Here is an 18,127-nt window from a genome sequence, read left to right as displayed (position 1 = left end):
TGATGAGAATGATTCGCAATTTGTGAAAAAAGAAGGCAGCGTTCCGTCGCCGGCGCGCTGCCCGAGGTCAAGGCCAGCGGCGACGTCACTCAGGACGCCGCCGCGGTGTGCCTCAGAACTTGGCGTTCAACGAAATCCAGTAGCTGCGACGCTGGTCCTTGGTGGAGTAATCGTCCACGCAGCTGAACTCGCTGTCGCTGATCAGCACGCAGGACTGCGACACGAAGTCCTTGTCGAACAGGTTGTTGACCCGGGCGTTGACGGTCAGCCAGTTGTTGATGTCCCAGCTGCCGCCGAGGTGGAAGATCGTGTAGTCCTCGTAGTAGCGGGTCTGCGAACTGCTCACGCCGCCGACGTTGCTGACCAGCGTGTCGCGGTAGCGGTCGTAGCGACCTTCGCCGATCAGCGAGAGGCTGACCACCTCGCTGATCTGCCAGTTCAGGCTCGCATTGGCCATGTGCTTGGCCGGGTTGCCGGTGATCGGCAGGCCCTTGCCGGTGCCGCTGGTCTGCTCGCTCTTGGTCCAGGTGTAATTGCCGCGCAGCTGCAGGTTGTCCAGCAGATCCACCTGGGCCGCCGCTTCCACGCCGCGGGTTTCGGCCTTGTCGATGTTCACGCTCTGGCCGAAGGTGCTGTAGCCCAGCTCGGCCCAGCCCGGGCCGATGTCCACGCAGTAGCTGCCATCGTTCGGGGCGACTTCGCAGTTGGCGAAGGTGCCGCCGCTGGCGATCTTGTCGTCGAACTTGTTGAGGAAGCCGGTGACGTTGAAGCCCCAGCGATCGCCTTGATAGTACGTGGCGATCTCATAGTTGGTGCTGGTTTCCGGCTTGAGGTTCGGCGAGCCGACCAGCGGGGTGACGCCCTGGCCGCCGAAGCCGACGATGCCGGGGAACAGCTGGTCCGGACGCGGGGTCTTGTAGCCCGTGCTGACGCCGCCCTTGACGGTCCAGGCATCGTTGGCGTTCCACACCAGGTAGGCGCGCGGGCTGACGTGACTGCCGAAGATGTTGTGATCGTCATAGCGCACGCCGACCGTGGCGGTCAGGGTATCGGTCAGCGACCAGTTGTCCTCGGCGAACAGCGCCCACATGCGGTGCTGCTGCTTGACGTTGTTCTTGTAGCCGTTGCCGTCCATGCCGAACACGCCATCGACCATGTCGGTGTCGTTGTACTGGCCGCCCACGGTGAGCTTGTGCGCGCCGAAGGTGAGATCGAGCATGGTGTCGAGCACGTTGCCCTCCAGCTCCATCGTACGCAGCGGGCGCGGCAGGAAGGCCTGCAGGCGCGCCAGTTCGCTGGCGTTGAGCGCGCCCAGCCCGTTGCGTGCGCCGGCCGCGCAGTTGGCGGCGGCGCCGGTGCGGCGGCAGACGTCGTTCCACAGGCCCTGCAGATCGGCGCGCTCATCCAGCGTCAGCGGCAGCGAGCGGCCCAGGTTGTTGCTGGTGATGTGGGTCAGCGTGGTCTGCCAGGTGCCGAATTCATAGCGGCCCTGGTGGGTCAGCGCCAGCTGGTCGCGCTCATAGCGCTGGTAGGCGGTGTAACCCACGCGCGGCTGCACCACGCGGCGGGTGATGTTGCCCGGACCGTTCGGGTTGCGGATCGTCGCATTGCCCACGCGCCACAGGCTGGCCAGGCTGTCCAGGGTGCCGGTCTGGCCTTCGCTGTTGTCGTACTTCTGGCGCGACACGTCGTAGTCCAGCCACAGCTCATGGTCGTCATTGACGATGAAGTTCAGGCGCAGGCCGGTGTTCCAGTTGGTGTTGGCCACGGCCTTGCCGCCGCCACCGAAGCCGATGCTGCGCGACCACAGCGTGCCGTCCGGCAGCGGGAGGTCATCCCATTCCGGATTGGAGGCTTTGGCGTCGTAGTAGCTGCCGCGCACCGACAGGCCCAGGCGGTCCTTGATCAGCGGGCCGCTCAGGTAGACATCGGTGCTGCGGGCATCACCGAACTGGTCGTCCTGCTGCATCGTGAAACCCTGGGTGACCGCGCCATGCCACTCGGTCTGATTGCGGCGGGTGATGATGTTGATCACCCCGCCCATTGCGTCGGAGCCGTACAGGGTGGACATCGGGCCGCGCACCACCTCGATGCGCTCGATCGCATCCAGCGGCGGCATGTACGAGAACTGGCCCCCGCCGAAGTTGTTCGGGTACAGGTTGCCGGCGTTGCTCTGGCGGCGACCGTCGATCAGCACCAGGGTGTAGTCCGACGGCATGCCCCGCATGGAGATGGTGGCGCGGCCGTTCTTGTCGGTCGGCTCCATGCCCACGTCGATGCCTTCCACGTCGCGCAGCGCATCCACCAGGCTGGTGTACGGGCGCTTGCTCAACTCTTCACGGCTGATCACGCTGATGCTGGCCGGGGCATCGGCGATCTTCTGCTCGAAGCCGGCGGCGGTGACGACCACCTTGTCCAGCGTGGTCGGGCCGGCGGCCTCACCGTTGGCGAAGGCCGGGCTGCTCAGCGCACCGAGCAGGGCGATGGACAGGGCGCAGCGGGACAGGGACGTGCGACGACGATGGCGCTGGGCCATGGGGGTAACCTCGGAAAGGAGAAAACGGAGGCGACGTGGCAGGCCGCAGGGCGGCAGCACGCGCAGGCATCAGGAAGGCCCGGAACGGGCAGAACACACACGACCGGGGCAGGCGCGATGGCGCCGCCGGCGGCCGGACTCAGCCCTGCGGTGGGGCCTGGCCGCGCTGGACGCGCAGGCCAGGTGCAGCAGGCAGCGGCGTGGCCGGCGCCGAATCAATGGCAGGCAGCACCCGTGGCGGCTGTGCCACCAGCGTGGCCATCAGCGAATCCAGCGATTCCACGACCGGTGGCAGCGACGGCTGCGGCGGTGGCGTCGGGGCAGGGCGCGCGCTGGCGACGCGGCGCGGCTTGGCCGGGGCGTCTTCCTGCACCGCGGTCTCACCGCCGCCGGCAGGATGCTCGTCCATCGGCATCTGCAGGACCATCACGGTGCTGCCCGGGGCAACGCGTTCCAGTACCGGCAGGCCGGCCAGCAGCAGCGACAGCAGGCCCAGCCACGCCAGCACGGTCGACAACGCGTGCTGCCGCCCGCGCATGGCGGGAGCAAAGCTGCGATGGCGGTGTGGATGGCGCAAGACGAGCCCCTGTGGAAACGGCCGGTCGATCAGCCGACCGGCAACGCGGCGGGATTGTAGGTGAGATTCGTTAGCGGACGCAAATGAGAATGATTAATGATTCGAGGGGCTGCAGGTGCGGCATCCGTTGCAATCAGGCGACCAGCGCCCGGATTGAGGGATGGGGCGAGTCCGCCAAGGTGGAGCGGAGATGAGCCAGAAACGACGGACTTCCGTGTACAAGTGCGCGACGCAGCCAGTGCGCTGCACCGTCGATGTCGCCGGCGGCGAGCAGCAGGGAGGCATGGCTCGCCTGGCCGCGGAAGTCGCCGGCCTCGGCCGAACGCAGGTACCAGGCCGGTGCCGCTGCCGGATCGGCGTCGACCCCGATCCCGTCCTCCAGACAACGGCCGACCAGATTCATCGATTTGGCATGGCCAAGCCGTGCGGCGCGCAGGTACAGCGCGAACGCGGCCCGTTCGTCGCGGGCCACGCCTCGCCCGGTAGCCAGCAGGTTGGCCAGGTTATACAGCCCCCAGTCCAGCTCGGCATCGGCCGCTTTGCGGTACCAGACCGCCGCCAGCGCCGGGTTGATCGGGGTGCCGGTGCCGAGTTCGTGGCAGCGCCCGAGCATGTTCATCGCGATGGCCAGGCCACCGTTGGCGGCGCGCTCGAACCAGAGCACGGCCGCGGCCGCATCAGACGCGATGCCGCGGCCTTCCATGCGGGCCTGGCCGAGCAGGAACTGGGCCTGTGGATCGCCGCGCTGGGCGGTGGTCTCCAGCGTGGCGAGTGCGGCGGCCGGAGCGTGCCGCAGCTGGTCGGCAAGTTTCGCCACGTCCAGTGCAGGGGAGGCGGCCTCAGACATCGGCCCATTGCCGCAGCAGGTTGTGATACACGCCGGTGAGGTTCACCAGCGCAGGGTGTTCGGGGTGGTCATGGGTGAGCCGACGGATCGACACATCCAGATCCCACATCAGGCGCCGCTGGCCGTCATCGCGCAGCATGCTCTGGATCCAGAAGAACGAGGCCAGCCGCGTGCCGGCGGTGACCGGGGTGACCTGGTGCAGGCTGGTACCCGGGTACAGCACCAGGTGGCCGGCCGGCAGCTTGACCCGCTGGTTGCCGTAGGTGTCTTCGATCACCAGCTCGCCGCCCTCGTACTCGTCCGGATCGCTCAGGAACAACGTGGCCGAGAGGTCCGTGCGTACCGGTTGCGGTTGTCCCGGAACGGTGTAGTCGTAGCGCACCGCGTTGTCGACATGGAACCCGAAGGTCTGCCCCGGCTGATAGCAGTTGAACAGCGGCGGGAAGATGCGACGCGGCAGTGCGGCCGAGAAGAAGGTGCTGTTGCGGCCCAGCGCATCGAGGATGGCCGAGCCGACCGCACGCGCGGCCGGATCGGAGTCGGGCAACTGCAGGTTGTGCTTGGCCTGCGCGGACTGGTAGCCGGCGGTCAGGCGGCCGTCGGTCCAGCCGGCCGTGGCCAGCTGCTGGCGGGCCTGGGTGACCTGCTCGGCGGTGAGGACGTCGGGAATGTGCAGCAGCATGGTGGGCTCCAGCCCCTCCCGCACGAGCGCGCGGGAGGGGGCGTATCGCTTAGAACGTGAAATTGAACGCCAGCGTGGCCGAGCGGCCCGGCGCGATGGCGGCGTAGTGCGAAGCGTACGCCTTGGTGAAGTAGGTTTTGTTGGTCAGGTTCTGCACGTTCAACTGCAGGTTGTAGCGCTCGCTGAAGGCGTAGCCGACCATCGCATCCCAACGGGTGTAGGACGGCACCCACTTGGTGTTGTTGACGTTGCCGTAGACCTTGTCCACATAGTTGGCACCGGCACCCAGGCTCAGGCCCGGCACGAACGAGGGCGCCCAGGTGGTCCACAGGCTGGCGCTGTGCCTGGCGGTGTTGGGGAACGCATTGCCGTTGAACGGCGAGGGCACGTAGACGCCGTTGACCAGTGCAAAGCCGTTGTCCTCGACCACGGCATCCAGGTAGGTGTAACCACCGAAGACCTGCCAGCCCTCGACGATCGTGCCGCTGAAGCCCAGCTCGGCGCCCTTGACCTTCTTGGTGCCGGCGTTCTGCGTGGTGCCCGCATCGCTGGTCACGCGCGCGTTGCTCATTTCGGTCTGGAAGATCGCACCGGTCAGCGACAGGCGCGCATCGAACAGGTCCCACTTGCTACCCAGCTCAAGGTTGCGGCTGCGCTGCGGCTTGAGGTCCTGGATGGTGGCACTGATGCCGTCGGCGCCGTCGCCGCCGTCCACGCCGACCGGGGTCGAGGAGGTGCCCCACGAGAGGTAGATGCTGCCGTTTTCCACCGGCTTGAACACCAGGCCGGCCTGGCCGTTCCAGAACGAGGTGTCGTTGCGCAGATGCTGCACGTTCGCGGCGGCGGCCGGGTTGAACTGATGGGTGTTGTAGTCGTCGAAGCGCGCACCGAGGTTCAGCATCCACTGCTCGCTGAAGCTGATGGTGTCGAACACATAGGCCGACTTGGTGCGGGTGGTCTGGCGCACGTCGCGGGCCGGATCGCTGCGGGTGACGGTGTGCGTGGTCGACCACGGATCATTCGGGTTCGGGTTGGTCAGGTCGGTGCAGTTGTAGCCGGTCGCCGCACCGGTGGTCGGGCAGCTCTGGTTGCCGGTCAGCGGGTTGTTGGTGCCTGCGGTGCTCTGCCCATTGGGGCGACGCACCTCGGCGATCGCGTAGGTGCCGCGCACGGTCTTTTCGCTGCTGTACTCGACGCCGGCGTTGAAGCTGTGACGCAGCGGGCCGGTCTCCAGCTCACCGGTCACGCTGGTCTGGTTGACGAAGCTGTCGGTCTGGGTGGCGCGTGCGTTGGTACGGCGCCAGACGGTGCCGAACAGGTTGGGGTTGCCCTTGCTGTCGTCCGGCTGGGTCCACAGGTAGTCGTTGCTCGTATCGCCGTAGCGGGTGATGTTGCGCAGGATGACCGCGCCGAAATCGTGCGACAGGTTCAAGGTGGTGATGTCCGCCTTGGTCTTCTGGAAGTCACGGTCGACCAGACCATAGAACGCATCGCGGTTGGTCACGATCGGGCTGCCGTCGCCGTTGAGGGCCACGTTCGGGCCGCTGGTGAACGGGTTGTTGTACGGGAAGCCGCCGGCATCGGGCAGGTCGTCGGTTTCCATGTGGTAGTGGCTGATCACCGCCTGGGTCGGGCCGTTCAGACCGAACGCCAGCGATGGCGCGATGCCCCAGCGGCTGCTGTTCACTTCATCGCGGCCGGCCACGTCGGCATCGTGCTTCATGATGTTCAAACGGGCAGCGATGCCGTCGCCGATCACCTGGTTGGCATCCAGCGTGCCGCGGCGATAGCTGTCGGTACCGGCGGCGAGGCTGCCGGACACGAAGTCCTCCAGCTTGGGCGTCTTGCTGACCAGGCTGATGGTGCCGCCGGCCGAGCCGCGGCCGGAGTAGGCCGAGCTCGGGCCCTTGACCACGTCGATCTGCTCGATCGCGAACACTTCGCGGGTCTGGCTGCCGGCATCGCGGATGCCATCCACATAGATGTCCGAGGCCGAATCGAAGCCGCGGATGAAGGGGCGGTCACCGGTCGGGTTGCCGCCTTCGCCCGCACCGAAGGTGATGCCCGGCACGGTGCGCAGCGCATCGAGCAGGGTGGTTGCGGCGGTCTGCTCGATCACCTGCTGGGAGATCACGCTGACCGACTTTGGGGTATCCAGCAGCGGTGCGGTGAACTTGGAGGACTGCGCGCGGACGCGCTCGCCGTGGACATCGACGCCGTCCAGTTCGGTGGCGCGCTGCGGATCGGCGGCAGCGTCGGTCTCGGCATGGGCGACGACGGGGGCGGCGATGGCCAGCAGCAGGGCGGACGACAACGGAGTCGGGCGGACGGTCATGGTGATTCCTGGGAAGACAAACGAAGGCCGGACGGCACACGGCGGTCACGGCGAAGGGAGGCAGGTGGGGAAAACGGACAGGCGGCCGACGGCGGCGCGGTGGCGCAGGCGTGGCGGGCATCGACGCGCAGCGTCGACGCCGGGATCAGGCGTAGGGAGGGGCGTGGCCGGGATTGAGCCGCAGCGAGGGTTGCAGCCGCTGCCAACGCAGCGCGTCTGAGCGCCACAGTGGAACCACCGCGACCCAGGGGGCACGGCGCAGGCGAGGCAACACTGCCGTGTGGCTGGCCTCTGGGTCTGGGCCGGTCTCGGCTGTCAGGCTGGGCTCGGTGGCCGGCAGTTCCGGCACGGGCGTGGAAGGCACAGAGGCCTGGCGCGCGCTGACTGCGTCCAACGAGGCAGGGGAATAACCCGCCGCCGGGTTGAAGGTGCTGCTACCTGTGGCGCCTGCGCTAAGCCAGCCGCATGCCAGCAGCACCACGCAGAACGTGGCCCACAAGGCGGCGATACCAAGGGCGGAGCGGTTGGCGGACACGGCTTACCGGGCAGAAGCGGCCAGCTGGCCGCAATGCCTATGGTAATAGGAACAATTCGCGTTTTCAAAACGCCGGCGTTCAGCCCGGATCAGTCGCGGTCGTCGCGGGCCCAGACGGCGTCATGTTCCCGCTTGACCGGGAACTTCGCGACCGGCGAGTAAGCAGGGGCGCACAGCGCGGCGCCGTCGCGGATATCGAAGCGGGCCCCGTGCAGGACGCACTCGATGCTGGCCTCGGCGGTATCGAAGGTGCCCGAGGACAGGTCGAACTCATCGTGGGTGCACTGGTCCTCCAGCGCGTACAGATCGCCGTCCAGGTTGAACACCACGATGGGCGTGCCGGTCACCTCATCGAAGGTGCTCTTCATCTCGCCCGGCAGCAGCTCGGCGCTGGCGCAGACGAAGGTCCAGGTCTCGCTCACGCCGGCACCGCCAGCGGCTTTTCCAGAATCTCAAAGCGCAGATCGTCGCGCTTGGGAATGCCGAAGCGTTCATCGCCATACGGGAACGGCTTCTTGATCCCGGTGCGTTGGTAGCCCCGGCGCTCGTAGAAGGCGATCAGCTCCTCGCGGATGTCGATCACCGTCATCTGCATGACCGGCACGCCCCATTCGCGCGCGGCGTGGGCCTCCGCGGCCCGCATCACCTGCTTGCCGATGCCGCCGCCCTGCTGGGCCGGATCCACCGAGAACATGCCGAAATAGCCCTTGCCCTGGTCATCGGCCACGTGCGCGCAGGCCAGCAGTTGGCCGTCGCGCTCGGCAAGCAGGATGGTGCTGCGCGGGCGCTCGATGTCGGCCTGCAGGCCCTGCGGGTCGATGCGGGCGCCATCCAGGATGTCGGCCTCGGTGGTCCAGCCGGCGCGGCTGGCGTCGCCCCGGTAGGCGGAGGTGACAAGGGTGACGAGGGCGGGGATGTCGGCCAGCGTGGCGGCGCGGTAGGTGAGGGTGCTCATGGCGCCATTTTAGGCCGGCCGGGGCCGGTACGGAAACGACCGGCCCAGCAACGAAAAACGCCGTGGCAGGCCACGGCGTTCCGGTGGGGCGCAGGCGGTGGGTCGGGATCAGCCCAGCAGCTTGCGCACCTTGTTCAGCGCCACGATGAAGCGCTCGATCTCGTCATGCGTGTTGTAGAACGCCAGCGAGGCGCGGCAGGTGGCGGCGACGCCGTAGTACTGCAGCAGCGGGTGCGCGCAATGCTGGCCCGAGCGGACCGCGACCCCTTCCAGATCCAGCAGGGTGGCCAGGTCGTGCGAGTGCGCGCCTTCCACCAGGAAGGAGACCACCGCGGCCTTGTCCGGCGTGGTGCCGAAGATGCGCAGACCGTCGATCCTGTTCAGTTCCTCGGTGAAATGCGCCAGCAGTTCGCCTTCGCGCGCTTCCACGTGCTCCAGACCCAGCGACTCGAGGTAATCCACCGCCACGCCCAGGCCGATGAAGCCGGCGATGTTCGGGGTGCCGGCTTCGAACTTGTGCGGGGCGTCGTTGAACACGGTGCCGTCGAAGCTGACTTCCTTGATCATCTCGCCCCCGCCGAGGAACGGCGGCATGGCATCCAGATGCTCGCGCCTGGCCCAGAGCGCACCGGTGCCGGTGGGGCCGCACATCTTGTGGCCGGTAATGGCATAGAAGTCGCAGCCGATCGCGGGAATATCGATCTTGCGGTGCGGTGCGGCCTGCGAGCCGTCCACCACGGTGATGATGCCGCGCTTGCGGGCCTCGCGGCAGATCTCGCGGACCGGATTGACCGTGCCCAGCACATTGGACACATGGGCCACGGCGAGCAGCTTGACCTCGGGGGTCATGGCCTTGCGCAGTGCGTCCAGGTCCAGGGCGCCATCCGGGGTGATCTCGGCCACGCGGATCGTCGCGCCGGTGCGCTGGGCGACCAGCTGCCACGGCACGATGTTGGCGTGGTGTTCCATGCGCGAGACCAGGATGACATCGCCGGCCTTCAGCCGCGGCAGTGCCCACGAATAGGCGACGAGGTTGATCGCGAAGGTGGTGCCGCTGCACAGCACCAGCTCGCTGGCGCGCACATTGAGGAAGCGTGCCAGCTTGCTGCGTGCGCCTTCGTAGGCATCGGTCGCCTCGGTGCCGAGCGCATGCACTGCACGGCTGACGTTGGCGTTGTAGCGGCGGTAGAACTCGTCCAGTGCGCCGATCACCTGCACCGGCTTCTGACCGGTGTTGGCGTTGTCGAAGTACACCAGCGGCTTGCCGTGCACTTCGCGCATCAACAGCGGGAAGTCCAGGCGCACGCGGTCCCAGTCGGGTGCGGCGCCGGTATCGGCGACCGGGCGCGGCGTGGACAGGTTCATGCCACGCCCGCCAGGGCCAGCGCACGGTTCAACTGGGCGGTGAGCTGTTCGGTCAGGCGCGCGTCGAGTGCGTTCAAGGGCTCATGGCAGAACGCGGCGCTCAGCAGCTGCTGCGCACGATCGGCCGGCAGGCCACGCGAGCGCAGGTAGAACAGCGCATTGGCATCGAGCTGGCCGACCGTGGCGCCGTGGGCGGCCTTCACTTCGTCGGCATCGATCACCAGCGTGGGCTGGGTATCGATCTCGGCATCGGCGGACAGCAGCAGGTTCTTGTTGGACAGGTTGGCGTCGGTACCATCGGCGCCTTCGCGGATGTGGATGCCACCGTGGAAGACCACGCGGCTGCGGTTGGCCGCCACGCCACGCCAGACCATTTCCGATGCGGTATCGCGCGCGATGTGCTCGATGCCCAGGCGGGTGTCGACATGGCGGCGGCCGTTGCCGAGCAGCACGCCGTTGGCGGTCAGCTGGGCGTTGTCGCCTTCCAGGCGGACGTTGAGCTCATGGCGGCTCAGCGCGGCACCCAGTTCCAGATCGACACGGCGGTACTGCGCGTTGCGGGCCAGCACAGCGTCGGTGCGCAGCAACGAGGTGGCGCGGGTGGCATCGGCCTGCACGCGGGCGTGCGAGAGCACGGCATCCTGCGCCAGGTGGACGTGCATCAGGGTGTTGTCCAGGTGCGCGGCATCGCCGACATGCAGGTGATGCTCGACCACGCCCAGCGCAGCGCCAGAGCGAAGTTCGATCAGGTGGCGGTGGTGCCAGGACAGATCGGTATCCGCGGCGACGCTGATAAAGACCAGCTGCAGCGGCGTCTCGACCTGCACGCCTGCTTCCACGCGCAGCAGCACGCCTTCATCGGCGAGCGCGGCGTTGAGGCGGGCGAACACTTCCTCGCTGCGCTCGAAGCGACGGCCGAGGAAGCGAGCGGCTTCATCGCCCGCGGCCAGTGCCGAGGACAGGGTGGCCAGCTGCACGCCGGCCGGCACCGCAGTGAGATCGCTCAGCGCGCCGGACGGGCGGCCGTTGACGAACACCAGCCGCGGCGACGGGATGTCGGCCAGCAGGGCGGCATCGACCACGGGCGGGGCGAGCGGGGCAGGCTGGAAGCTGCGACGCTCCAGCTGGCGCAGCGAGGTGTACTTCCAGGCTTCGGTACGCGGGCCGGGCAGGCCGGCCTGCAGGGCGGCATCCAGCTCGGCGCGACGTGCATCGCTGCCGCAGAAGCCGCTGGCGAGGGAATCGAGCAGGGCGCTCATCAGACCGCTGCCTCCGGCACCACGCGGTCCTTCAGGAAGTGGTAGCCGTGGGCTTCCAGTTCCAGGGCCAGTTCCGGGCCGCCGCTCTGCACGATCTTGCCATCGGCCAGCACATGCACCACGTCTGGCTTGATGTAATCGAGCAGGCGCTGGTAATGGGTGATCACGATGAAGGAACGGTCCGGCGAACGCAGCGCGTTGACGCCGTCGGCCACGCTCTTGAGCGCGTCGATGTCCAGGCCGGAGTCGGTTTCATCCAGGATCGCCAGCTTCGGCTCGAGCACGGCCAGCTGGAAGATCTCGTTGCGCTTCTTCTCGCCACCGGAGAAGCCTTCGTTGACGCCACGGTGCAGCAGCTCGTCCTTCAGGTGCAGCACGGCCAGCTTCTGGCGGACCAGCTTGAGGAACTGCATCGAGTCCAGCTCTTCCTCGCCGCGCGCCTTGCGCTGGGCATTGAGCGCGGCGCGCAGGAAGTAGGTGTTGTTCACGCCGGGGATTTCCACCGGGTACTGGAAGGCCAGGAACAGGCCGGCGGCGGCGCGTTCTTCCGGCGCCAGCTCGAGCAGATCCTTGCCTTCGAACTGCACGCTGCCTTCGCTCACGTCATAGCCGTCGCGGCCGGCCAGCACATTGCCCAGGGTGGACTTGCCGGCGCCGTTGGGGCCCATGATGGCGTGCACCTGGCCGGGCTTCACGTCGAGCGAGAGGCCCTTGAGAATCTCTTTTTCGCCGATGCGTGCGTGGAGGTTGTCGATCTTCAACATGTCGATAATCGTCTTGTCAGATAGGGGAACTGGAGGCAGCGCGACTCAGAGGTCGTATTCGCTGCGCTCGAGGAATTCGTTGCGCAGGTAGGCGGTGCGTGTCTGCGTCAGTGCGGCCTTGGCCCCGGAGTACAGCATCGGGTACATCGAGCCGTACAGGAAACGTGGATTCTCATCCTCGCCCACCGGGTAGCGCGCTTCCAGATCGGCGTCACGCAGCTGGATCCACAGCCGCTGTGCCGCTTTCATCTTCGCCAGCGCCACGGGTTCGCCGGCCAGCTTGGTCACGATCTGGCGGTAGACGGCATTCAATTCGGCATCGGCCTTCTTGAAGTCCTGGTCGGCGCAGGCATTGAGTTCGAGCTGATTGCCGCCAGGGTTGCACGCCACGTCCTGGGCGAACGCCGGCGCGGCCGCGCAGAGCAGCAGGGCCAAGGGAAGCAGGCGCATCATCCGACCGAGCCTTCCAGGCTGACTTCCAGCAGCTTCTTGGCTTCCACCGCGAACTCCATCGGCAGTTCGCGGAAGACCTGCTTGCAGAAGCCGTCGACGATCATCGAGACCGCGTTTTCCTGGTCGATGCCGCGGGCGCGGCAATAGAACAGCTGGTCATCGGAGATCTTGGAGGTGGTCGCTTCGTGCTCGACCGTCGCGCTGGGGTTCTTCACCTCGATATAGGGGAAGGTATGTGCGCCGGACTTCTTGCCGATCAGCAGCGAATCGCACTGGGTGTAGTTGCGCGCGCCCTCGGCGCCGCGATCGATCTTCACCAGGCCACGGTAGGTATTCTGGCCGTGGCCTGCGCTGATGCCCTTGCTGACGATCTTGCTCTTGGTGCGCTTGCCGATGTGGATCATCTTGGTGCCGGTGTCGGCCTGCTGACGATGGTGGGTCAGCGCGACCGAGTGGAACTCGCCGACTGAATCATCACCAAGCAGCACGCACGACGGATACTTCCAGGTGATCGCCGAGCCGGTCTCGACCTGGGTCCAGGTCACCTTGCTGCGCGCGCCACGGCATTCGGCACGCTTGGTGACGAAGTTGTAGATGCCGCCCACGCCGTTCTCATCGCCCGGGTACCAGTTCTGCACCGTGGAGTACTTGATCTCGGCATCTTCCAGCGCGACCAGCTCGACCACCGCGGCGTGCAGCTGGTTCTCATCGCGCATCGGCGCGGTGCAGCCTTCCAGGTAGGACACGTATGCCTTGTCCTCGCAGATGATCAGCGTGCGCTCGAACTGGCCGGTGTGGCCGGCGTTGATGCGGAAGTAGGTGCTCAGTTCCATCGGGCAACGCACGCCCTTGGGAATGAACACGAAGCTGCCATCGGAGAACACCGCCGAGTTGAGCGCGGCGAAGTAGTTGTCGCCGACCGGCACCACGGTCCCCAGGTACTGCTTGACCAGCTCCGGGTGTTCCTTGATCGCTTCGGACATGGAGCAGAAGATCACGCCCTTCTCCGCCAGTTCCTTGCGGAACGTGGTGCCGACCGAGACCGAATCGAACACCGCATCCACGGCGACGCCGGCCAGCCTGGCGCGCTCATGCAGCGGCACGCCGAGCTTGTCGTAGGTGTCCAGCAGTTCCTTGGGCACGTCGTCCAGCGAGGCGTACTTCGGGCCCTTGGGCGCGGAGTAGTAGCTCAGCGCCTGCAGATCGATCTGCGCGATCTGCAGCTTGGCCCAGTCCGGCATCGGCATGGTCAGGAAGTGGCGGTAGGCGTCCAGGCGCCACTGCGTCATCCACTCCGGCTCGTCCTTCTTGGCCGACAGGGCACGGATGGTGTCCTCGTCCAGGCCGGGCGGCAACGAGTCCGATTCGATGTCCGTGATGAAGCCCGCCGAATACTTGCGGCCGAGCTGCTCATGGATCTCGCGGTTGGGGGTATCGCCGGTGGCGACGGTGTCGAGGGTATCGGTGGCCATGGGGGCTGCCTGATCAGGAGACGACATCCGCCGCGATCGCGCGGCGGTGGGCGTCAACAAGGGGAAGAGGGGGCAGGATCTGCGCCAGGGTGACCGCGCGCAGCGCTTCGGACACCACGTCGTTGATCATCCGCCAGCTGCTGCGCGCGCCACACTGCAGCTCGCGGCCGCACTGGCTGTGGTCGTGGGCGCACTCGGTCAGGCCCAGCGGCCCTTCCATGGCTTCCACGATCTCGAACAGCGTGATCTGGTCTGCGGCGCGGGTCAGCCGGTAGCCGCCGCGGACGCCGCGCAGGCCTTCGACCAGCCCGGCCTGGGCCAGCGGCTTGAGCAGCTTGCTGACGGTGGGCGGTTCCAGACGGGCGAACTCGGCCAGTTCGGTGGCACTGAGCACCTCGCCCGGGCGGGCGGCGAGTACAGTCAGTACGACGGTGGCGTAATCGGTAAGCTTGGTGACGCGGAGCATGGTGGGGGCAGAACCATAAAGCGGACTGAAATTGTACGCTTTTATCCGCCGGCATCCAACCCGCCCGTTCAGGCGCCCGCAGGGCGGCCTTGGGCGCGTATTGAACCGCATCGCTTTGGCAATCACAAAGATTAAGCGAGAATCGGGGCTTCCCACCGCAACGGTCAGCCAGATGCCCAAGAAGATCCAGGCCCGCAAGTCCACCATCCATGGCAATGGCGTATTCGCGCTGGCGCCGATCAAGAAGGGCGAGCGGGTCATCCAGTACAAGGGTCTGCTGCGCAGCCACGCCGACGTGGACGCCGACGACACCGGGGATGTGGAGAGCGGTCATACCTTCCTGTTCACCCTCAACGACGACTACGTCATCGATGCGAACTACAAGGGCAACGACGCGCGCTGGCTCAACCACAGCTGCGAGCCGAACTGCGAAGCGGTGATCGAGGAAGCCGAGGGTGACAACCGCCGCGAGGACAAGGTCTTCATCGAGTCGATCAAGGACATCAAGCCGGGCGACGAGCTGACCTACAACTACGGCATCACCCTGGCCGAGCGTCACACCGCGCGTCTGAAGAAGATCTGGGAATGCCGCTGCGGCTCGAAGAAGTGCACCGGCACCATGCTGCAGCCCAAGCGCTGATCCGCACCGGCAGCCATCGACCGTGTGGGTCGGTGGCTGCGCCGACACGCTGTGCACATCGTGGTCACCGTCGCCCAATGCGCCCGTGGTCACACTGATCGCTCCCACTTACTGGAGCCGATCCATGGCACACGCACTCAACGGCAAGCACATCGCGATTCTGGCCACCGATGGTTTTGAACAGTCCGAGCTTCAGGAACCCAAGCGTCTGCTGGAATCCTGGGGCGCGTCGGTCAAGGTGATCGCACCCGGGGATGCCAGCCAGATCCGTGGCTGGAAAGACAAGGACTGGGGCGAAAACGTGAAGGTCGATGCCCCACTGAAGGGCGCCAAGGCCGATGATTACGACGCGCTGGTGCTGCCCGGTGGCGTGATCAATCCGGACAAACTGCGCATCGACACCGATGCGATTGCGTTGATCAAGGCCTTTGGTGCCGCAGGCAAGCCGGTTGCGGCGATCTGCCACGGCCCGTGGCTGCTGGTCGAGTCTGGCCTGGCCAAAGGCCGCAAGGTGACCTCGTGGCCGTCGCTGAAAACCGACCTGGGCAATGCAGGCGCCGAGTGGACCGACGCCGAGGTGGTGGTCGATGGTGGCCTGATCACCAGCCGCAAGCCGGGCGACATTCCCGCCTTCGCCGATGCGGTGGGCAAGGCTCTGGCCGGTTGAGGGTGTAGGCACCGACCGTGGGTCGGTGCCCGTTCCGGATTACTTGCTCAGCAACCCGGCCGGCACCAGTGCGCCGAGATCTTGGTTGAACGTCACCACCAACTTGCCGTTCTCCACCTGCGCCGACTGCACCTGCAGCGTGCCCAGCACGGCGGCGACCGTCGGGTCGATTTTGTAGATCGGCTCGCGGCGGGCGTAATCGACCAGCCAGGCATTGAGCAGGCCACGGGTGCGCGAATCGAGCTTTCCGCCGTTGTTGGCCGGAGTGAAGTCATCGACCGTCGGTTCCTGCAGATGGAAGCCCTGGGTCTGCGCGTCATAGCGCAGGCCGCTGCTCAGCTTGACCTTGCCCAGCGGCGCCGGATTGCCGCCCGCGGTCGCCATGGCGATATCGAAACCGAGATCCAGGCGATTGCCCTGCGGCAGGGTGAGCTTGGGGTGGCTCATGGTCATTGCGATGAGCCCACCCAGCGCATCCTGCGTGCGTGGGAAGCTGCCATCGAGATACTGCTGCACATCGGTCGCGCCCACGGACAACTGGCGGCCAGAGACGCTGGGAGCTGCCTGCGCACCGATGGCGGCGGCGAGCAGCACGGTGCAGGCGGCAAGGCGGGACAACAGCGGGCGAGCGTTCATGGCGGCATGCCTGGGGAATGAGACGCCAACAATAGCGCGCCCGGCTGAATCCAGCTTTGACGTGCGCGGAATGTCGATCAGGGCGCGCCCTGGATAGATTCCAGTGCGGCGAGCACCTCATCCAGCTGCGGTTGGAGCACGGTGAGCGGATGGCTGGGCGCATCGGCGTGGCGCTGGGCGAGATCGCGCAGCAGCTGCGTGGCGACGATCGCAGCGGCACGCTCGTCGCCGCTCAGCCCGCTGTTGCGCCGTGCGATTTCCAGCAGGCGCATCCAATCCTGCTGCGCGCGGTGTTCCAGTTCGATGGTGCAGCGCCCACTGCATTGCAGGCCGTCCTTTTCGATCGGGGTGACGGTGATGCGGTAACGCTGGGAAGAAGAGCTGGCCATGGCTGCCTTCGCGGTGGGGGACAGGGCCACCATAGGGTGCGATGCGCACCGCGACGACAGGCGCGGTCGCACGCAGTGTTCCACCCTGTGCGTTCCGGTCGGCTTCGCTGTGCCGCGGATCGCGGCAGGGCAGGCATCGGCAAGGGTATCGCGCCTCCGACACGACTTTGGCAACGCTGTGTTTCGCGCAGTGCCCGAACCATCCACAGGTGCCGGTGCAAAGGTCCCGAGTGCCCCGCGTGACTGGCACGCAGATGGGAGACCAACCAAAAAAAACGGGACGGCATGGGCCGTCCCGTTCAGGTGCTGCAGGAAGCGCGCAGATTAGAGCGCGGCGTCCTTGAGCTTCTTGAGCGGACGCACTTTCAGCTTGGTGGACGCCGGCTTGGCGGCGAACCACTGCTCTTCCTTCGTGAACGGATTGATGCCCTTGCGCTTCGGCTTGGCCGGCACGCTGACGGTGGAGATCTTCAGCAGGCCCGGCAGGGTGAAGCTGCCAGCGCCCTTCTTGTGCACCGAAGCGGCGACGGCGCCTTCCAGCGAGGCGAGCACGGCGCGCACGTCCTTGGCGACAACGCCGGACGCTTCAACGATGTGTGCAACCAGACCAGACTTGCTCAGCACTTCCTTGATCGGCTTGGGAGCGGCCGGCTTCGCGGCTGCCTTCGTAGCGACTTTCTTTACTGCCTTCTTCGGGGCAGCCTTCTTAGCGGTCTTTGCCATGGTTTCCTGTTCCGTGAACGGTTGGTTGTTTGGTCGCGCCGAACCCCGTCGGCAAGCGAAATGTAGGGCAACTATGGGGCGCCGCCAATAGGCAAACGCATAAAAATTCGTGATTTCCACGCCCTTCGTTACCGCAGTGCATCAGGTCATAGCCAGAAAACAGGGTCCGCCTTCGCGGCGGAGGCCATCGGTCATGCACCGTCGCACCCCGACTGTCGCACGAAAACCACTTGAAAACAGCCTCCATTTTGATGGTCGATTCAGCTGGGGTCGATCCCCGCTGATCACCTGACAGCGATCAGACATGGCACTAACGCGCCACCGTCTAGGCTGGTCCCGTCATTCACGCCGCAGGAGATCTCACGATGGGTATTTCACGCCACGCCACCGCGCATTGGGAAGGTGACCTCAAGACAGGCAAGGGACAATTGAGCACGCCCCAGAGCGGCTTGATGGACAAAACCCGCTATGCCTTCAGCAGCCGCTTCGGTGATGAGAAGGGCACCAACCCGGAAGAGCTGATCGCCGCCGCCCATGCCGGCTGCTTCACGATGGCGCTGTCGGCCAAGCTCACCGAAGCCGGTTTCGTACCGACCTCGCTGGATACCGAAGCCAAGGTCGACCTCTCGATGGAGGGTGGCCCCCAGCTGTCGCAGATCACGTTGAAGGTGAAGGCCGTAGTGCCGAACATCGAGGCCACCCAGTTCCGTGCCATCGCCGATGACGCCAAGCAGAACTGCCCGGTTTCCAAGGCGCTCAGTGCGGTACCGATCAGCCTTGAGGCCGAACTGGCCGGCTGATCCGCGCCCGCGATTGGTGCACAGCA

The 18,127-nt window shown here is 66.3% G+C and carries 19 protein-coding genes; 3 read left to right on the top strand and 16 right to left on the bottom strand.

The genetic code is table 11. The features are described from left to right. Nucleotides 1–112: 112 nt before the first annotated feature. The 13 genes from AC13F7_RS09350 to AC13F7_RS09290 all read right to left on the bottom strand — a co-directional run bounded on the left by AC13F7_RS09350 (nucleotide 113) and on the right by AC13F7_RS09290 (nucleotide 14,246). Complete coding sequence (locus AC13F7_RS09350) at nucleotides 113–2,536, bottom strand: TonB-dependent receptor domain-containing protein (RefSeq protein WP_482999945.1); 2,424 nt, start codon at nucleotides 2,534–2,536, stop codon at nucleotides 113–115. Between the two features lie 139 nt (nucleotides 2,537–2,675). Further along, nucleotides 2,676–3,113: a hypothetical protein gene (locus AC13F7_RS09345; protein WP_482999944.1), complete on the bottom strand. Its 438-nt coding sequence runs from the start codon at nucleotides 3,111–3,113 to the stop codon at nucleotides 2,676–2,678. Nucleotides 3,114–3,246: 133 nt separating this feature from the next. Further along, the gene (locus tag AC13F7_RS09340) at nucleotides 3,247–3,960 is read right to left on the bottom strand and encodes a tetratricopeptide repeat protein (RefSeq protein WP_482999943.1); all 714 of its coding nucleotides are present in this window, start codon (nucleotides 3,958–3,960) and stop codon (nucleotides 3,247–3,249) included. Continuing rightward, a complete protein-coding gene (locus AC13F7_RS09335) occupies nucleotides 3,953–4,642 on the bottom strand; it encodes a Fe2+-dependent dioxygenase (RefSeq protein WP_482999942.1) in 690 nt (229 codons plus the stop codon). The genes AC13F7_RS09340 and AC13F7_RS09335 overlap by 8 nt, the downstream gene beginning before the upstream one ends. 49 nt (nucleotides 4,643–4,691) lie before the next feature. Beyond that, nucleotides 4,692–6,977, bottom strand: coding sequence for a TonB-dependent receptor (locus AC13F7_RS09330; RefSeq protein ID WP_482999941.1), 2,286 nt, complete (start codon nucleotides 6,975–6,977; stop codon nucleotides 4,692–4,694). Between the two features lie 624 nt (nucleotides 6,978–7,601). Beyond that, nucleotides 7,602–7,934 (bottom strand): non-heme iron oxygenase ferredoxin subunit, encoded by a 333-nt coding sequence (locus AC13F7_RS09325; RefSeq protein WP_482999940.1) that lies wholly within the window; start codon nucleotides 7,932–7,934, stop codon nucleotides 7,602–7,604. Next, nucleotides 7,931–8,467 (bottom strand): GNAT family N-acetyltransferase, encoded by a 537-nt coding sequence (locus AC13F7_RS09320; RefSeq protein WP_482999939.1) that lies wholly within the window; start codon nucleotides 8,465–8,467, stop codon nucleotides 7,931–7,933. Before AC13F7_RS09320 ends, AC13F7_RS09325 begins: the two co-directional genes overlap by 4 nt. A gap of 108 nt (nucleotides 8,468–8,575) precedes the next feature. Beyond that, nucleotides 8,576–9,832 carry a cysteine desulfurase gene (locus AC13F7_RS09315; RefSeq protein WP_482999938.1) on the bottom strand — a complete coding sequence of 419 codons (1,257 nt, stop codon included), beginning with the start codon at nucleotides 9,830–9,832 and terminating at the stop codon, nucleotides 8,576–8,578. Then, the gene (sufD, locus tag AC13F7_RS09310) at nucleotides 9,829–11,091 is read right to left on the bottom strand and encodes a Fe-S cluster assembly protein SufD (RefSeq protein ID WP_482999937.1); all 1,263 of its coding nucleotides are present in this window, start codon (nucleotides 11,089–11,091) and stop codon (nucleotides 9,829–9,831) included. Before sufD ends, AC13F7_RS09315 begins: the two co-directional genes overlap by 4 nt. Then, the gene (gene sufC / locus AC13F7_RS09305) at nucleotides 11,091–11,855 is read right to left on the bottom strand and encodes a Fe-S cluster assembly ATPase SufC (protein ID WP_462091043.1); all 765 of its coding nucleotides are present in this window, start codon (nucleotides 11,853–11,855) and stop codon (nucleotides 11,091–11,093) included. The genes sufD and sufC overlap by 1 nt, the downstream gene beginning before the upstream one ends. 45 nt (nucleotides 11,856–11,900) lie before the next feature. Continuing rightward, nucleotides 11,901–12,305, bottom strand: coding sequence for a lysozyme inhibitor LprI family protein (locus tag AC13F7_RS09300; RefSeq protein WP_481470329.1), 405 nt, complete (start codon nucleotides 12,303–12,305; stop codon nucleotides 11,901–11,903). Further along, a complete protein-coding gene (gene sufB / locus AC13F7_RS09295) occupies nucleotides 12,305–13,780 on the bottom strand; it encodes a Fe-S cluster assembly protein SufB (protein ID WP_481470330.1) in 1,476 nt (491 codons plus the stop codon). The genes AC13F7_RS09300 and sufB overlap by 1 nt, the downstream gene beginning before the upstream one ends. A 13-nt stretch (nucleotides 13,781–13,793) precedes the next feature. Beyond that, nucleotides 13,794–14,246, bottom strand: a complete 453-nt coding sequence (locus tag AC13F7_RS09290; RefSeq protein WP_026070170.1) for an SUF system Fe-S cluster assembly regulator — start codon at nucleotides 14,244–14,246, stop codon at nucleotides 13,794–13,796. A 172-nt stretch (nucleotides 14,247–14,418) separates the two neighbouring features. On the opposite strand from AC13F7_RS09290, the gene AC13F7_RS09285 reads away from it, so the two are divergent. Further along, the gene (locus tag AC13F7_RS09285; protein ID WP_481470331.1) at nucleotides 14,419–14,886 is read left to right on the top strand and encodes an SET domain-containing protein; all 468 of its coding nucleotides are present in this window, start codon (nucleotides 14,419–14,421) and stop codon (nucleotides 14,884–14,886) included. A 124-nt stretch (nucleotides 14,887–15,010) separates the two neighbouring features. Further along, nucleotides 15,011–15,553: a type 1 glutamine amidotransferase domain-containing protein gene (locus tag AC13F7_RS09280; RefSeq protein WP_462091040.1), complete on the top strand. Its 543-nt coding sequence runs from the start codon at nucleotides 15,011–15,013 to the stop codon at nucleotides 15,551–15,553. Nucleotides 15,554–15,592: 39 nt separating this feature from the next. Here AC13F7_RS09280 and AC13F7_RS09275 read toward each other — a convergent pair whose 3' ends face one another. The 3 genes from AC13F7_RS09275 to AC13F7_RS09265 form a co-directional block, all read right to left on the bottom strand. After that, a complete protein-coding gene (locus AC13F7_RS09275; RefSeq protein WP_481470332.1) occupies nucleotides 15,593–16,189 on the bottom strand; it encodes a DUF1439 domain-containing protein in 597 nt (198 codons plus the stop codon). A 77-nt stretch (nucleotides 16,190–16,266) separates the two neighbouring features. Continuing rightward, nucleotides 16,267–16,578 carry a DUF3861 family protein gene (locus tag AC13F7_RS09270; RefSeq protein ID WP_481470333.1) on the bottom strand — a complete coding sequence of 104 codons (312 nt, stop codon included), beginning with the start codon at nucleotides 16,576–16,578 and terminating at the stop codon, nucleotides 16,267–16,269. Nucleotides 16,579–16,902: 324 nt separating this feature from the next. Continuing rightward, entirely contained in the window at nucleotides 16,903–17,301 is a 399-nt protein-coding gene (locus AC13F7_RS09265) for an HU family DNA-binding protein (RefSeq protein ID WP_019185677.1), read from the bottom strand. 365 nt (nucleotides 17,302–17,666) lie between these two features. Here AC13F7_RS09265 and AC13F7_RS09260 point away from each other — a divergent pair, with 365 nt between their 5' ends. Then, complete coding sequence (locus tag AC13F7_RS09260; protein ID WP_123728599.1) at nucleotides 17,667–18,101, top strand: OsmC family protein; 435 nt, start codon at nucleotides 17,667–17,669, stop codon at nucleotides 18,099–18,101. The last annotated feature ends 26 nt before the right edge of the window (nucleotides 18,102–18,127 follow it).

This window comes from Stenotrophomonas sp. K-6, assembly GCF_056861555.1.
This window is presented reverse-complemented; position numbering and strand designations above follow the sequence as displayed.

Excerpts from the sequence above, each read along its gene's own strand:
- AC13F7_RS09350 (WP_482999945.1), bottom strand. The coding sequence starts at position 2,536 with ATGGCCCAGCGCCATCGTCGTCGCACGTCCCTGTCCCGCTGCGCCCTG.
- AC13F7_RS09340 (WP_482999943.1), bottom strand. The coding sequence starts at position 3,960 with ATGTCTGAGGCCGCCTCCCCTGCACTGGACGTGGCGAAACTTGCCGAC.
- AC13F7_RS09335 (WP_482999942.1), bottom strand. The coding sequence starts at position 4,642 with ATGCTGCTGCACATTCCCGACGTCCTCACCGCCGAGCAGGTCACCCAG.
- AC13F7_RS09330 (WP_482999941.1), bottom strand. The coding sequence starts at position 6,977 with ATGACCGTCCGCCCGACTCCGTTGTCGTCCGCCCTGCTGCTGGCCATC.
- AC13F7_RS09320 (WP_482999939.1), bottom strand. The coding sequence starts at position 8,467 with ATGAGCACCCTCACCTACCGCGCCGCCACGCTGGCCGACATCCCCGCC.
- AC13F7_RS09315 (WP_482999938.1), bottom strand. The coding sequence starts at position 9,832 with ATGAACCTGTCCACGCCGCGCCCGGTCGCCGATACCGGCGCCGCACCC.
- sufD (WP_482999937.1), bottom strand. The coding sequence starts at position 11,091 with ATGAGCGCCCTGCTCGATTCCCTCGCCAGCGGCTTCTGCGGCAGCGAT.
- sufC (WP_462091043.1), bottom strand. The coding sequence starts at position 11,855 with ATGTTGAAGATCGACAACCTCCACGCACGCATCGGCGAAAAAGAGATT.
- AC13F7_RS09300 (WP_481470329.1), bottom strand. The coding sequence starts at position 12,305 with ATGCGCCTGCTTCCCTTGGCCCTGCTGCTCTGCGCGGCCGCGCCGGCG.
- sufB (WP_481470330.1), bottom strand. The coding sequence starts at position 13,780 with ATGGCCACCGATACCCTCGACACCGTCGCCACCGGCGATACCCCCAAC.
- AC13F7_RS09290 (WP_026070170.1), bottom strand. The coding sequence starts at position 14,246 with ATGCTCCGCGTCACCAAGCTTACCGATTACGCCACCGTCGTACTGACT.
- AC13F7_RS09285 (WP_481470331.1), top strand. The coding sequence starts at position 14,419 with ATGCCCAAGAAGATCCAGGCCCGCAAGTCCACCATCCATGGCAATGGC.
- AC13F7_RS09280 (WP_462091040.1), top strand. The coding sequence starts at position 15,011 with ATGGCACACGCACTCAACGGCAAGCACATCGCGATTCTGGCCACCGAT.
- AC13F7_RS09275 (WP_481470332.1), bottom strand. The coding sequence starts at position 16,189 with ATGAACGCTCGCCCGCTGTTGTCCCGCCTTGCCGCCTGCACCGTGCTG.
- AC13F7_RS09270 (WP_481470333.1), bottom strand. The coding sequence starts at position 16,578 with ATGGCCAGCTCTTCTTCCCAGCGTTACCGCATCACCGTCACCCCGATC.
- AC13F7_RS09265 (WP_019185677.1), bottom strand. The coding sequence starts at position 17,301 with ATGGCAAAGACCGCTAAGAAGGCTGCCCCGAAGAAGGCAGTAAAGAAA.
- AC13F7_RS09260 (WP_123728599.1), top strand. The coding sequence starts at position 17,667 with ATGGGTATTTCACGCCACGCCACCGCGCATTGGGAAGGTGACCTCAAG.